The sequence below is a fragment of the Roseovarius marisflavi genome (assembly GCF_900142625.1).
Classification (GTDB): Bacteria; Pseudomonadota; Alphaproteobacteria; order Rhodobacterales; family Rhodobacteraceae; genus Roseovarius; species Roseovarius marisflavi.
This window is the reverse complement of the sequence record NZ_FRBN01000032.1, coordinates 14,054-28,402: the sequence shown is the minus strand read 5'-3', so window position 1 is coordinate 28,402 and position 14,349 is coordinate 14,054. Positions and strand designations below refer to the sequence as shown.

11 protein-coding genes and 5 pseudogenes are annotated in these 14,349 nt (G+C 62.5%); 3 read left to right on the top strand and 13 right to left on the bottom strand.

What is annotated here, in order from left to right; genetic code table 11:
• Nucleotides 1–93: 93 nt before the first annotated feature.
• Nucleotides 94–891: pseudogene (locus BUB78_RS17835) on the bottom strand (ATP-binding cassette domain-containing protein); the annotation flags it as partial.
• 49 nt (nucleotides 892–940) lie between these two features.
• On the opposite strand from BUB78_RS17835, the pseudogene BUB78_RS17830 reads away from it, so the two are divergent.
• The 3 pseudogenes from BUB78_RS17830 to BUB78_RS17820 all read left to right on the top strand — a co-directional run.
• Nucleotides 941–2,122 (top strand): annotated as a pseudogene (locus tag BUB78_RS17830) (ABC transporter substrate-binding protein); the annotation flags it as partial.
• 66 nt (nucleotides 2,123–2,188) lie between these two features.
• Nucleotides 2,189–3,090: pseudogene (locus BUB78_RS17825) on the top strand (ABC transporter permease).
• Nucleotides 3,047–3,956, top strand: a pseudogene (locus BUB78_RS17820) (ABC transporter permease). The pseudogenes BUB78_RS17825 and BUB78_RS17820 overlap by 44 nt, the downstream one beginning before the upstream one ends.
• Nucleotides 3,957–4,022: 66 nt before the next feature.
• Here the strand turns inward: BUB78_RS17820 and BUB78_RS17815 are convergent.
• From BUB78_RS17815 to BUB78_RS17760, 12 genes and pseudogenes are all read right to left on the bottom strand, one after another.
• A complete protein-coding gene (locus BUB78_RS17815; RefSeq protein WP_073200445.1) occupies nucleotides 4,023–8,030 on the bottom strand; it encodes a baseplate multidomain protein megatron in 4,008 nt (1,335 codons plus the stop codon).
• Nucleotides 8,031–8,033: 3 nt separating this feature from the next.
• On the bottom strand, nucleotides 8,034–8,477 hold the full coding sequence (locus BUB78_RS17810) for an NlpC/P60 family protein (protein WP_073200443.1): 444 nt from the start codon (nucleotides 8,475–8,477) through the stop codon (nucleotides 8,034–8,036).
• Entirely contained in the window at nucleotides 8,477–9,364 is an 888-nt protein-coding gene (locus tag BUB78_RS17805; RefSeq protein ID WP_073200441.1) for a DUF2163 domain-containing protein, read from the bottom strand. Before BUB78_RS17805 ends, BUB78_RS17810 begins: the two co-directional genes overlap by 1 nt.
• The gene (locus tag BUB78_RS17800; protein ID WP_073200439.1) at nucleotides 9,361–9,993 is read right to left on the bottom strand and encodes a DUF2460 domain-containing protein; all 633 of its coding nucleotides are present in this window, start codon (nucleotides 9,991–9,993) and stop codon (nucleotides 9,361–9,363) included. Before BUB78_RS17800 ends, BUB78_RS17805 begins: the two co-directional genes overlap by 4 nt.
• Before the next feature lie 18 nt (nucleotides 9,994–10,011).
• Nucleotides 10,012–10,671: a phage tail tape measure protein gene (locus tag BUB78_RS17795; RefSeq protein WP_073200437.1), complete on the bottom strand. Its 660-nt coding sequence runs from the start codon at nucleotides 10,669–10,671 to the stop codon at nucleotides 10,012–10,014.
• Nucleotides 10,664–10,870 carry a rcc01693 family protein gene (locus BUB78_RS17790; RefSeq protein ID WP_073200435.1) on the bottom strand — a complete coding sequence of 69 codons (207 nt, stop codon included), beginning with the start codon at nucleotides 10,868–10,870 and terminating at the stop codon, nucleotides 10,664–10,666. Before BUB78_RS17790 ends, BUB78_RS17795 begins: the two co-directional genes overlap by 8 nt.
• Complete coding sequence (locus BUB78_RS17785) at nucleotides 10,867–11,190, bottom strand: gene transfer agent family protein (protein WP_073200433.1); 324 nt, start codon at nucleotides 11,188–11,190, stop codon at nucleotides 10,867–10,869. Before BUB78_RS17785 ends, BUB78_RS17790 begins: the two co-directional genes overlap by 4 nt.
• A gap of 3 nt (nucleotides 11,191–11,193) precedes the next feature.
• A pseudogene (locus BUB78_RS17780) lies at nucleotides 11,194–11,607 on the bottom strand (phage major tail protein, TP901-1 family).
• Nucleotides 11,608–11,633: 26 nt separating this feature from the next.
• Complete coding sequence (locus BUB78_RS17775) at nucleotides 11,634–12,047, bottom strand: DUF3168 domain-containing protein (protein ID WP_073200431.1); 414 nt, start codon at nucleotides 12,045–12,047, stop codon at nucleotides 11,634–11,636.
• Nucleotides 12,044–12,382: a head-tail adaptor protein gene (locus BUB78_RS17770; protein ID WP_073200455.1), complete on the bottom strand. Its 339-nt coding sequence runs from the start codon at nucleotides 12,380–12,382 to the stop codon at nucleotides 12,044–12,046. The genes BUB78_RS17775 and BUB78_RS17770 overlap by 4 nt, the downstream gene beginning before the upstream one ends.
• The gene (locus tag BUB78_RS17765) at nucleotides 12,382–12,981 is read right to left on the bottom strand and encodes a head-tail connector protein (RefSeq protein ID WP_073200429.1); all 600 of its coding nucleotides are present in this window, start codon (nucleotides 12,979–12,981) and stop codon (nucleotides 12,382–12,384) included. The genes BUB78_RS17770 and BUB78_RS17765 overlap by 1 nt, the downstream gene beginning before the upstream one ends.
• A 154-nt stretch (nucleotides 12,982–13,135) precedes the next feature.
• The gene (locus BUB78_RS17760) at nucleotides 13,136–14,317 is read right to left on the bottom strand and encodes a phage major capsid protein (RefSeq protein ID WP_073200453.1); all 1,182 of its coding nucleotides are present in this window, start codon (nucleotides 14,315–14,317) and stop codon (nucleotides 13,136–13,138) included.
• Between the last annotated feature and the right edge of the window lie 32 nt (nucleotides 14,318–14,349).

Here is a 14,349-nt window from a genome sequence, read left to right as displayed (position 1 = left end):
CCCGAGATCATCGAAGGGATTGAATTCAAGGACGGGATCAAGCAACTTAAAACCGCCGCCTGATCACGCCGTCACCAACTTTCGGGCATAGCTCCGGTCATCCATCTCCGAGCGGCTGACAAGGCCATAGTTGCGCATCGGTTCGGCAACCTTCATCTGGGGGTTAAGCGTGGCAAAGGGGTCCTGAAACACCATCTGCATATCGACCCGCGCCCGACGCAGGGCGGCCGCATCCGGCGCCATGATATCGACGCCGTCAAGGTCAACCGCGCCGACCGAAGGTTCGACCAGCCGCAGGATCGAGTGACCGGCGGTGGATTTGCCGCAACCGGATTCACCCACAAGGCCAAGCGTGCAACCCTTGTTGAGGGTAAAGGACAGCCCCTTGACCGCGTGGACATTGGCGATGGTGCGCCGGAAGAACCCGCCCTTGACCGGGAACCGCGTGGTCAGGCCCTGGACGCTCAGTAGCAAATCCTCGCTGCCGGTGATCGGTTTGACGGCACTCTCGTCGTGCCCCAAAAGCTTCATCGGTTCGGGATGGGCGGTGCCGCGCATCTCGTCCGACTTGGGCACGGCGGCCAAAGGCGCATTGGTATACTGATGCTCGGGCGCCTCGAAAATCTGTTCGACACTGCCCTCCTCGACCTTGTTGCCGCGAAACATCACCACGACGCGGTCGGCCATTCGCGCCACCAGCGCCATTTCATGGGGGATAAAGATCACCGCCGTGCCGGTTTCCCGTTTGAGCCGGTCCATGAGGGCCAGAATCTCCGCCTGGATGGTCACATCAGGCGCGGTTGTCGGCTCGTCCGCGATCACCACCCTCTGGCGCATCCCATCCGATAGCTCATGCGGGTATTGATCTAGGCGGCGCTCGGCCTCGGGGATATCCGGCGAGTGAAACCTCAAGTCGATCACCTGAAAGATCAAGCCGGGGCTGACATGGTCTGACAGCTCGACCTTTACCGCCACAGATGTGAAATTCACCCCCGGGTATTGCATCCACCCTGAAGGCGGCTGTGGGCAGCCTGGCAAATATGAGGGCGTTCAATCGGTCGAAGTGATTGATGATCTGGCCGTCACCGTGCATTTCGATCAGCCAACCCCAACCCCCTGTGGCCCCTTCACGGGCGGGCAGGCCCCGATCATTCAGGCGGCACAAGTTGCCGATTTTCCTCGTCCCAAGGCCCCGGAATGCACCGATGCCAATGTCATGCCGGTCGGCACCGGCCCGTTCAGAGTGGATGACTTCCGCCCCAACGACGTGATCTCGCTTTCGGCGAATTCGACTATGCCTGGAACGTGCAGCGCCCCCGACGTCATCTCCAAAATGGAAGCGGTCGGCAAGGGCGTGGCCCTATCGGCCTTTGACAGGCTGGTCGAGCGGATAGAGATGAACCTGACCGATCCCTCGCCAAGCCTGCCCGAAGGCGAGCGCGCGACCTGTAACCTTGTTCCTGCACCGGCGGCCTTTGCCTCGGACAATACCGGCTGTCTGATGCAGGATATCGAGGGTACCAAGGCGCTTCTGGAAGAGGCCGGCCGGAGCATTGACTCCAATGGCATGCGCGACAAAGATGGCAAGAAACTGTCGCTGCTCTATCAGACCTCGACCAATGCCGTGCGCCAGGATTTTCAGACACTGATCAAGCAGTGGTGGGGCGAAACCGGGGTTGAAACCGGGCTTCGCAAAATTTCCGCATCGGTCTTTTTCGGCAGCGATCCGGGCAGCCCGGACACCTTCCCGAAGGTCTATGCGGATGTGGAAATCTATGCCAACAACTTTGATGGCACCGACCCGCAGAGCTATCTTGCGGGCTATACCTGCAACAGGGCGCCGCGCCGCGAAACCCAGAGGCAGGGCGAGAACATCAACCGCTTCTGCGATCCGGCCTATGACGAATTGGTCAAAGAGCCGGGCCGCACGGCGGATCTCGGCAAACGCGGTGAGATCGCCAAAAAGCTCAATGATATGCTGACCAAGGACAGCTATGTCATCGTGCCGCTGGTGGATCATGGCCGGGTGTCGGCGCGCTCGAACACGCTTGGCGGAGTCGCGTTGAACACATGGGATACCGAGCTTTGGAATGCCGCGGACTTTTATCGCATCAAAGAGTGATCTGATTCTCTGCGCCGCCCCGGTTGAAACGCCGGGGCGGTGGTTCCTTCGCCCTTGAAAAGACTGATCCGCAAAGCCGCCGCGCATGCTGCCTTTACAATCCGACGGCTTGTCCTTGCCATCCCGACGCTTTTGCTCATCAGCCCTGCCATCTTCCTGTTGCTCGAACTCGCCCCCGGCGATCCGATGGCGCAGGTGCCGCTGACCGTGCCGCCCGACGTCAGGGAAAAGATGCGCCTTGCGCTTGGTCTGGGCGGGCCGACGCATATCCGGTTCCTCAAATGGACGTGGCAGTTTTTCGTGATCGAGCCGTTGGTCTTTGCCGATTGGCTGTTTGGCAGCGATCTTGCTGGCGGCCAACAACGCGTGCTCAGATGGCCATTTCGCAGCCCGGTCATGGATGTGGTCGTACAGCGCATGCCCCAGACGCTCTGGGTGGTGGCGATGTCCTATGTGGTTGGCGTTCTGATCGCATTGCCGATCGGAATATAGTCGGCCTATCGACAATATTCGCTGTTTGATCAGGCGGGCACCTTCATCGCCATGGCCGGCCATTCGGTGCCGCCGTTATTCTTCGGGCGTTTTGGTGATCGTGATCTTATCGGTTCAGCTTGGCCAGTTGCCGTCGACTTATGGCACCACGCTTGTGGTGGTTGACCGGGCCAGGTTCAAACTTCAGCTGATGCGGGTGATGGTGCTCGCTTTGCAAACCACCGCCCAGATCAGCCGCTTTATGCGCGCCTCGATGCTCGACATTCTCAGTCAGGATTACCTGCGCACCGCGCGCGCCAATGATCTGTCGGAGATAACCGTTGTGATGGTGCATGTGCTGCGCCATTCGATGATCCCGGTAATTACGGTGATCGCGCTTGACGTGCCGCAGATCTTTGGCGTTGCTGATCGTACTTTTCAACATTATCGCCGATGTCCTCTGTCGCGTGCTTGACCCGAGGATCCGCTATGACTGATGCGGTGCCGACCGCCCCGCCGCGCAGCCAGTGGCGCGAAGTCTCGGATCAGTTCAAGACCCATCGCGGCGGTCTTTGTCGGTCTCTGGCTCTGGCTCTGGCTCTGGGGGATCGATGCCACCTTTATCGACATCCGCTAGCGCAATCAGGGGCCAGGCTGGGCGCATCCTTTTGGCACGGATCAATTGGGCCGCGATACCCTCGCGCGGATGATGGCGGGCGGGTAAACCTCGATTACGGTCGGGTAGACGGCGATGCTTCTGGCGCTTGGGCTTGGCAGCCGTATCGGCGTGCTGGCCGGATTTTTCAAACGGCTTGACGGCTCGCAGATGCGGCTGACAGACCTGTTTTTGTCGCTGCCGCTCTTGTCGCTTTTGTTGGTGATGGTGCCATTGTTTCGCGAAACCCTCAACGGCGCCTTTGGCCCTGAGAAAGGCATTTTCATCGTGATCGTCGTGGCCATCGGCGTGACAAGCTGGATGCCCAAGGCGCGGATCGTGCGCGGCGATGTACTGCCCCTGAAAGAGCGCGAATTCATCCTTGTCGCCCACTCAATCGGAACCACGATTAACAACCTCATCACCCGGCATATCCTGCCCAATGTGATGTCGCCAATCATGGTCTCGACCACGCTCGGGATTGCCAATGCGATCATTTCCGAAAGCGCGCGCTCGTTTCCGGGCCTGAGCTTTCCGCCCGATTTTCCGACCTGGGGGCGATTATTGAATGACGCCGCAGTCTATCTTCAGGACGATCCCAAGCGGGTGTTTTGGCCGGGTCTGGCAATCTTTCTCGACGTGCTCAGCATCAAAAATCTTGGCGATGGCTTGCGCGACGCCCTTGATCCGCGCATTTGCGGCCGATGAACATGCCTGTCCCGCCGGACGCCTCCGGCGGGAGTATTTTTGGAACGATGAAAGCGGCTGGCGCCCTCAGAGGTCGCGCCGCGCAGAGCTACCGGGGCCGAAACTGGCCGAGATCTGCGCCACCTCGATCCGTTTGCCCGCCTGCGGCCCATCCGCCGCGCGCGCAGCGGCGGGATAGGTCCAGAGCGGTGCGGCGACGACCACCTCGCGCAGGACCGCAGATGCGCGCATAACTCGCAGCAGATAGCTCTCGCTTTCCTCGCCCAGGGGAACTTCGGGGGTATCCCAGCGATCCCCGCCGATCCGCGTGCGCCTGATCCAGCTTACCGCCAGATTACCGCCCGCCACTTTGGCCACGCGCAGATGCACCGGCGCATAGGGGCGCAACCCGAGTCCGTCAAAGGCCAGCACCGCATGCCCGAAAGCCGGATCATCCACCGGTCGCCCCCCCGGGCCGATACGATAGTGGCGCGCCAGCCCGCGCTGTGCCTCGCCAAGGTTGATCTGTTGCGGCACGCCGTTCAACCGCACCAGATAAGAGCCCTCCGGCCAGATCTCTACCCCCGCCCCTTCGGTGCCCAACTGCCCCCGCAAACGGTGGCGCAGGATATAGGTGTTGGTGTCAACCAACTCTGCATCGCGGAACTGAAACAGCTCCCACCCGTCAGGCGTGCCATCGCCAATTGCGCAGATGTTACCCCCAGACAAAAGGGCCGCATCGGTGATGCTTTCCAGCGTGCCGTGCAGCATGCGCACGACAAGACCTTCACCACGATCGACCACCTGCGAACAGGCAGGACCAAGAGGCGATTGCGTGACGCCAATCGTGCTGCGCGCGGCTATGATCGAATCAAGTGCATAATTGGCATCCTGATCAGACGCATAAAGCGCCGCCGAGCCGGGCCAGGGGTTGGCCATCACCGCGATATGGGGCGCGTGCGGCACCTCTTCGCCGGTCAGCAGCGGCAGGTCCATGAACAAAGGCGCCACCGGGTTTGGCGCGGAGAAGGGGCGCAACCGCGCGGGCGCATCCTCGATCAGGATCGGGCGATAACTTTCCGGCTCGATCCGCACGGCGTCAATGCGCTGCGCATTGCCCATCTGATCGACGCGGTCGATGCGGAACCGGCCACCGCCTTCAGACTTTGGCAAGGCAAGAATATCCCCCGCCCCGGCGCGCAACTGCGACGGCGGCAGCGTGAGCCGCAGGGTGTCAATCGACACGCGCGCCTCGGACAGCCAGCGTTCAACCACCTGCCGACCCTCGGCGCGGGTCATCGCCAGCGGCATTTCCGAGGTTGCCACCGCATGGGTCACATCGTCGGGCAAAATCGCCTCTTCCGAGATCGCCTCGTAATCGCCATCCGCCTCAAGAAACCGCAAGCGCACGCGCCCGGCCAGCTCGATATCGCTGCCGCGCGTTTCTTCGATAACACCGCCAAGCTCCGCATCCCGCACCACAAGGTCAAGATCAACCGCATGATCCTCCTTGCCATTGCGCAGCCGAAACTGAAGCTGACCCGCCCGCTCAATCGCGTCAAACCCATAGCGCAGCATCAGGGGCTGCAAAGACCCGCGCGCCTCGGACACCTGATCGACAAGATAGCCGCGCAGATAGCCGTGCAACTCACTGGTATCGAGATCGCGCAATCCGGTGCGCGCGGCAATTTCCTCAACAACCGAGGCCAGCCGATGCGCGCTTGTGCGCCCGGTGATCCAATGCCCGCGCGTATAGTTGGCCCCATCCGACCACAGCCCGGTATTGGCAGGGAAAAACGGATAGGGTCGCGCATCCCAGGCCCAGACATAGGCGTGGTCCATGTCGATCATCCGCCCGTCATATTCTTCGGACAGCGGGTTGTTTTCCGCCGCCTCCCAATAGCCGGCCGTGGCACGCAGATACTGCAGCTGAATGAGCTCGTCGCGCTGTCCAGTGGAATACCGGGGCAGGCTTGATTCCGACGATTTCGGATCGACAAACTTGTTCGGTTCATTGGTGCCCTTGTCAACCGCAGCACAGCCATATTCGGTAAAGCGGATCGGCTTGGACTGCGGAAACCAGGCCGTCGGCTCGGCCTGACGTTCGCCGTTCACCCGCTCATGATGCAGGTTCTGCCACCAGTTGCGGATATCCTTGAACCGCCAGATCCAGGCCTCGTCATAGGTCTCATCGGTGATCGGCGTGCGGATCTGCGCCGCGCGGGCCTCGGGCGAGTGATAGAACCAGTCATAGCCCTCGCCGCCCTCGATATTGGATTGCAGGTAATCCAGATCATAGATCGCGCCCCAATCGGCATCCAGATGATCATCGCCCTCGCGCCAATCCGACAGCGGCATGTAATTGTCGATGCCGATAAAGTCGATGGTGTCATCGGCCCACAGCGGATCAAGATGAAAGAAGCGATCGCCGTTGCCCGGCTGATAACCGAAATATTCGGACCAATCGGCGGCATAACCGATCTTGACGTCCGGCCCCAAAAGCGCGCGCACCTCGCCCGCCAGACCCATCAGCTGCGCCACGGCGGGAAAGCTGTTGGCCGCCCCCCGAATCTGGGTCAGGGCACGCATCTCGGAGCCGATGCAAAAGCTTTCGACGCCGCCGACCGCCGCACAAAGCGCCGCCTGATGCAGGACAAACCGGCGATAGGACCATTCGTCAGGTCCGTGATAGCTGACCGGGCTCACCTTGACCGCCCCGCCAAAGCTCAGCAGGTCAAGCGCGCCGGTGCCGGGGGTGGATTGCGGCAGAGCATTGATCGGCGTCACTGTGAAATCGGACGCACGCGCCGTGCCAAAGAAGGCCGCGACCTCGGTCTCGGCGAGGGGCGAGCCATCGTTGCTCCCGTCCTGCCCCGGCGCTTTGGCCGTGGTGATGCGTCCGCGCCAGGGTAAAACCGCCTGATTTCCGGCGTCACTATAGGGATCAGGCAAGCCATTGCCCGGCATCTGCTCCATCAGGATAAACGGATAATACAGCACGTCCTGCCCGGCCTGTTGCAAGGACAGGATCGCCTCGATCACCGATTGATCGCTTGGCGTTCCGCCGTAAACCTCCCGGTCGTCTGCATCGCGCGGCACAGTGCCCGCCGCGGCGCGGGTCAGGCTGGACACCTGCCAGGGCATGTTCGTGGACTCATACTGCTTTTGCTCGACGCGCGGGCGAATCTGACACTCCCCACAGCGCAGATCATCGCCAAACCAGCTCACCACAAGCGAGGTCGCGTGACAGGTCGGCAATTCAGCGGTCAGCGCCTCAAGAGAGGTGGAAAAATCGGACTTTTCCGAAGGCGTGTTGATATTGGCAAGCCCCGCCGATCCGGGGCCGAAGTTCATCTTTACCGGCGTGGTCGCCAGCACATATTCGCCCGATCCCGGCAACATCGCCACACCACGCACCGCGTGAGTGGGGTCAAGATCAGCACCGGGCGTTTCGATCTGCGAGGGGCGGCAGACCTCAAAGCTGAACTGCGGCACGCGGTTGCCATAGGCCCCGATATCGAGAGCCTCAATCACCACATAGGCGGTGCCACGGTAGGCAGGTACATTGCCCGCGCCTTCAACCGCCTCGATCTTGGGGTCGGGAAGTTGGTCCCGCGTGCCGCGATAGACCCGCATGTTAAGGCTATCCTTGGCAATCTCGGTGCCATCCGCCCAGACCCGCGCCAGATTGGAAATTTCCCCCTCGCAGAGCGCAAGGGCGATGCTGACCGAATAGCTGATCTGCCGGGTGGTCGGCGTGGCCGGGCGCGGCGTGCCCTTGCCGCCACCGCGACTACCGGGGGTGACACTCACCTCTTCGCGAAACTCGGTCGCCCAGATAAGCTGACCGGCGACCCGCATCCGGCCATAGACCTGCGCAATCGCGTCGCCCTCACCCGCACCAGTCAGTCGCAGCCGGTTAACCCGCCCGCTTTCCACCACGTCAGAGCCTTGTCCAAGCAACCGCTGGTCAATCGAACGCCCGATGACGGCACCGGCAAAACGCCCGATCGCCACCGACGACAGGCCGAGTGCCGTGCCCCCAACAGCCCCACCAATTGCGGCCCCTGCGGCTGATAATAGAATGGTCGCCATGGCTTAGCCCTCCTGCGGAAATTCGAACCGGGCCACGATGCGGCGCCGCCAAGGCGCGCTCAGCGGGCTTTCGACCACGCCATGACCCGAATAGGCGTGAATGAATGTGGCCTGCGCACCGATCCGGCCCACAACCCCGAGATGCTTGGCAACCGACCCGTCGCGCATCCGAAACAAAAGCACATCGCCGGGCGCCTCATCGGCAAGGTCCTTGGGGCGCAAATGCCGCTTGGCCGCCTCCCAAAGCGCCTCGATGCGCGCCGGTTCCGACCAATCCATCGAATAGGCCGGCGGGCGCTCCGGCTCGGCGCCAAGCACCTCTTGCCACAGCCCCCGGATCAACCCGAGACAGTCACAGCCCGCGCCCTTGCAGGCCGCCTGATGCAGATAGGGTGTCCCGATCCAGCCCCGCGCCGCCACGACGATGCGCTCTCCCTGACCGCTCATCACCGGCGGCTCCCGCCATCAAGGCGCGGCGAACGGGTAGGATCGGAAATCGTCCAGTCATCGCCGGGAATATCCGGAAACCCCTGAAAATTCAGAAGGTTGTTAAACTTGAACTGACAGGTCGGCATGCGCTTGTCGCAGCCCGCCTCGATCCGAAGCAGATCACCGGCGGCCACCTCGGCGCCCAAGGGATGCCAAAGCTCGATCACCCGCGCATCGCCTTCAACGATGTCGCGCTTGATCATCCCCTGAAGACCGCTTGCCACACCGCCTTGAACCTTCAAAACGCCATGACGAAACCAATCCGGTGCAAAACCGGCCATATCGGCAAAGCGAAAGACCCGCCGATCGGTGACCACTTCTGCGGCGCGTTCACTGACATAGCCGGGGGTATCAAGATCAAAGGTGCATTCCTCATCCCCCAACACCGCGCTACAGCTTTTTTGATAGGTCCGCCCAAGCGGCACGTTCAACGCCTCGGTCAAGCCGCGCAACTCGGCCTCAAACGCGCCACCCGCGCGCTTGAGCTCGCCAATCGTGCCGCGAAACTGCAATTGGCGGGCGTCCACATCGGCCCAATTCACCAACCAGGCGCGCACCTCGGCCCCGTCATAACGCCCGGCCTCGATCTCATCCTCGCGGACCGCGGTATCGCTAAGGGCGCCCAAAGCCTCGGTATTATCCACCGAAAGCCCGGTCGATTGCTGCAAGGCAAGCGCGCTTAACCCGGTGTCGGGCTTAAAGCTGATCCCGTCGAATGCCAACACGGTGTCGTGATCGGTAAACCCCATCACCACCCCGTCGCGCCGCGACAGCGCCCAGCACCGACAGATGGTCGTCACGCCGGTGCCAAGATGCGTCTCAAGCGCGCTGTTCAACCCGCTCATATCCGGATCTCCACCACCGGCACATTCGGCACTTCGCCGGCCTGAAAGCTGGCAAGGCTGGTCTGGATGCGGTCGGTGTCAAAGCGCACCGGCACGTCAAATTCATAGCCCGCCGTCACCTGCACACCCACGTTCGGCGGCTCGACAAAACGCACGACGCCGGTGGTCGGATCGACCTCGTAATGCACGCCGTCCTGCAATTCATTGTTCGAAAGGCCGACGCGCACGCTGCCCTCAACCGGCTTGCGGATCTGACGGGCATAGCTCTGCTCGCCCGAGCGATAGGTCTTGAACAGCGCAAACTCGACCGTGACATCATCACCCACGCCGATCACCTGATCGCGGTAATCCGGCTCGGCCTTGGCGCGGCCCGACTTGTAATCGGTCCAATCCTTCCAGCGAAAGCCGAACAACTGCCCGCGCCGCGCCTCGAAAAACGCGATCAACGCCTCGATATCATCAAGCCCGCGCAGCGACACGCCGGCATCATAGCGGCGACGCGATTGCGCCCAGGGGGTGTTGCGCTCTTCAAAGCCGTTGGCCAGCGTGACCACATCGGTCAGCCGCTCAGGCCCACCAAGCGAGCCAAAGCTCAGACTGGCCGGAAAGCGTATTTCATGAAATCCCATCTGCCCTATTCCCTTGCTTTAGCGGTTGCGATTGCCGCGCCCGATCAAACGACCAAGCTGGGCTGCGATCTGGCCCTGACTGCGGCGGAACCCGTCGATATCGGGGGTCGATATATTCATCACCACGCTGACATTGCCGCCGCCCGCACCGCGCACGCCAAGCTTGCCATCGGGGCCGCGGCTGAGCGGCATGATCGCCTCTGGCCCGGCCTCGCCCATCAAACCGGTGCCCCCGCGCATCGGAAATGTGGTCGGCCCGCTGACCACGCCACCATTGGCAAAGGGCTGCACCCGGCCCTGCGAAAAACTGCCCCCCTTGGCAAAGGGAAACAGTCCGCCAACCAGGCTTCCGACCCCCTGCGCCACCAACCCGCCAACCTGGTCGGTGACCGGCCGTGTCGCCGCATTAAAGGCGGTGTTGATCATCGAGGTCGCCAGGGTGCGCAGCGAATCCGACAGGTTATCGCCATCGAGAACCGCCCCGCGAATGGCCGAGCGCAACCCACGGCTCATGCCGCGTTCAAGCGTTTGCACATCCTGCCCGGTGCGCGCAAATCCGCCCCGGACCCGGCCAAGCTCGGCGTTGAACACCGCCGCCATATCCGCCGCCTGCCCCAATGACGCATCCAGCGCCGTGATCTGGCTTTCCAGATCCTCTGCCCGTTCCAATTCATCCATCGTTCATCTCTCCGTTTGTGTCCGGGAAAGCCCGCAACAGCGCCTCTAGCCCGTCGCGCGCCATCGGGCGCACCCCTGCCCCATGCCCCAGCATCAGCCGAAGTTCGGCCGGGGTCAGCGCCCAGAATTCCGCCGGGCGCAAGCCCAACCCATGCAGGCCTGCGCGCATCAGGGCGGGCCAATCAAGCCGCCCACTCATCCCGTCTCTTCCGGCAAGGCAAAGGCGCGGCCCAGCAACTCGGCCGCAGCCTTTGCGGCGCCCAAAGGCCCGCCTTCGATCTCGGCACTCAAAAGATCGCTGGTCCGACCACGCCAGCCCCCCCCGCGCAGGCCCGCCACAACAAGCGCAAGCACATCGCGGGTGGAAAAGGCGCCGCCCTCGAACCGGTCGACCAGATCAATCAGCGATCCGGCCTCAAGGTCCGCCTCAAGTTCGGCCAATGCCCCAAGCGTCAGCTTGAGAACCTGCCGCTCACCGTCGATGACCAAGGCCACCTCGCCTGCCCAGGGGTTTGCCATGGCTTACAGCACCGTAAAGGTCAGCTGCCCCGCCGAGGCGAGCGCAAGCTCATAGGTCGCCTCGCCGTCATGGGTGCCACCATATTCGATCGCCGTCACCTGAAACGCGCCTTCGATGGTGCCGAAATCGGGGATCACCACCTGGAAATCCGGCGTCTCGCCATCGAAAAAGATCTGACGCGCGCGCTCGTCACTGGCCGCATCGCGGAAAATGCCAGAGCCGCTGATGCTGGCCGATTTCACACCGGCCCCGGCCAGCAATTCGCGCCAGCCACCCGCAGATTCAAGACTGGTGACATCCACGCTCTAGGCGTTAAAGCTGACCCGCGTCGCGCGCAGCCCGGCCACCGTTTCAAAATTCCCGCTGCCGTTGAGATCAATCTTGATCAGCAGGTCCTTACCATTCTGTACAGCCATTGGTCTTATCTCCGAAAATCAAAGGGTTATGGGGTGTCATCCACGCGTGCCCGAAACGTCAGATCGATCCGGCGCAATTGGCCGCCGCTCTCTCGTCGGGCGCGGGCGCGCAGAAAATCAAGGTTGCTCAGACGCCCACGCGCCAGCGTAAGGTCGGCGCCGACAAGCGCGTCACTGACCGCACCGGCCACCTCTTTCGCGGCCAGAAAGCCCGCGTTTTCGGTGACCACCGAGACGGTGAAGCGGTGCCAGGTGCCCCCTGCGGTGGCATCTGAACGATCGCGCACCTCTTCGGGGCCAAGCGTGACATAGGTCTGCGGCACCAGACCGGCGGGCAAGGCATCAAAGATCGCATCCCCCACCAGCGCCGCCAAACTGACATCCACGGAAAGTCGTTGAAAAACAGCCTCTTGCAGGGCCGCCGCCACGGCATAACTCATAGCACCACCTCCTCTTCCGCCCAGCAGGTCAGGAACCGCCCCGCCGCATCGCGTTCCGTCACCGACTGAATGAGAAACAGCCGTGATCCATCGCGAAGCCGCTGACCGGGTTTGGGGCGCGCGGGGCTGTCTTGGGGCGCGGCACGCACCGTGATCCGAAAGGTGGCGCGCGACAGGCTCACCGCCGCACCGGCCACTTCACGCCCCGTGCGCGCCGTCACCTCGGCCCAAAGCGTGCCACGCGGCAGCCAGGCCTCGATAAAGCCGCCCGCGCCATCGGGCTGACGATCCGGCACCTCAAGCACAAGCGGCCGCGTCAGGTGAACCGGGCCCATCATGCGCCCCCCCCACCCAAAAGGCGCACCGTCCGATAGCGCTCGATCAGACTTGAAACCCCGAACGACATACAGCCACCCGCAAGGCCCGTCTCATGGCGGTACTCATAGTAATGCGCCGCCAAAAGCAGGACCGCCTGCGCCAGATCCGCCGGCAGATCGCCCCATGCCACGCCATATCCGGCGCGAAACACGATCTCGGCGGTCCCCCCCGGCGCAATCGGCGGAAGCATCGTGCCACCGGGCCGCAGGATCGGGCGATGCGCGTCCCGCTCAAGGCGATAGTGATCGGGCGTCACCAGATCGACCTCATCGGCGCGGTTGCGCAGGTTCAGGCTCACGATCGCGATGACCGGCGCCACCGGCAAGGCTTGCCCTTCGCTGTCGCGCCACGCGTTCAACACCCAGGAAAACTCCCGTTCGATCAGCACCTTGCCGGTGCGTGCCTCGATCGCGGCCATGGCGGCGCGCAGAAAACTTTCCAGAACCGGGTCCTGGATATCGTCATCCGCAAACCCCGTCCCCAGCCGCAGATGCGCCTTGAATTCCGCCAGCGGCAGCGCGGCTAGGGGAACCGCGGTTTCTTCGATTAACATCATGGACCTACTCCATACATCCCGGACCCCTCCGGTGGTTCAGGCGCGCACCACCCTGCGTCGCTCGGACGGAGGGGAAGAGCTGGACAACGCCAATATTCGGCAGCACGCGCCTCGGGACGGGGGCCATCCTGCCCCCGCCCGCCTTCGCCACCTCTTACGAGATGGCGAATTTCAACAGCTTGATCGCTTTGAAGTCACTCACATCGCCGCCCACGCGCTTGGTGGCATAGAACAGGACATGCGGCTTGGCGCTGTAGGGATCGCGCAGCACGCGCAGATCGGGGCGCTCCGCGACGGTGTAACCGGCATGGAAATCACCAAAGGCAATGGCATCCGCCCCGATTGCGATATCCGGCATATCCTCGGCAATCAGAACCGGATAGCCCATCAGACGCGCAGGCTCGCCCGCCGCAAGACCATCGGACCACAAAAAACGCCCATCCGCATCCTTGAGCTTGCGCACAGTGCCCGCCGTTTTCGAGTTCATGACAAAGCTGGCGTTGGCGCGGTATTCGGCCCCGAGCGCATAAACCAGATCGACAATCGGCTCTGCCCCGCCAATCGAGCCATCGGCGCCGGTCGGCACATAGCCCAGATTGCCCCAGGCCCAGACATCATTGTCAACGCTCGGGTGGGTCAGGAAACCGCGCGGCTTGTCCACACCATCGCCAGTCACAAAAGCAGCCGCCTCGGCGCGGGCGAACTTGTCCGCGATACGGCCCGCAAGCCAGCCCTCGACATCAAAGGCGCTGTCATCCAGCAGACGCTGGCTGGCCTTTGGCAGTGCGCTCAGCTCGTGAAGCGGGATGGTGATGCGATCAATCACCGGTGTCGCGGTCTCTGTGGTGCCACCCGCCTCGGTCGCCCAGCCATGGCCCACATCGGTGTGATCAATCAGCACGTCAAAGCTTGTCGCTTCGACGCCCACGACATTGGCGATTGCGCGGATCGACGCGGTCGAGCCAAGAACCGACTTGATCGTCTCGGCGGTCTGCGGATCGACCAGATAGCCGCCGTCGCCAGCCACGGCGGCATTGAGCGCCTTGCCCTCAAGCTCAAGCCCGCGCAGGCCATCGTCATCACCCGCCCGCAGATAGGCGTCAAACGCCTTGCGATGCGGGGCATAGGTGTCACCTGCGGTGGCCAGTTGCGGGCGCTGAAGGCCAAGAGATTTGCGTTCAAACATGGTCATTTTCTCTTCTTGCTGTTGAAGTCGGTGGTGAACATCGGACTGAAAGCCCTTGAATTCGCTCATGAAACCCGCGACTGCGGATTTCACCTCGGCCGCCGGAGACAGATCTTCCCCGGTCCGAGAGGTTGCCTCGGTTTTGCTCATCATAAGATCCTGTAGCTTTGGTCGTGTTGGGC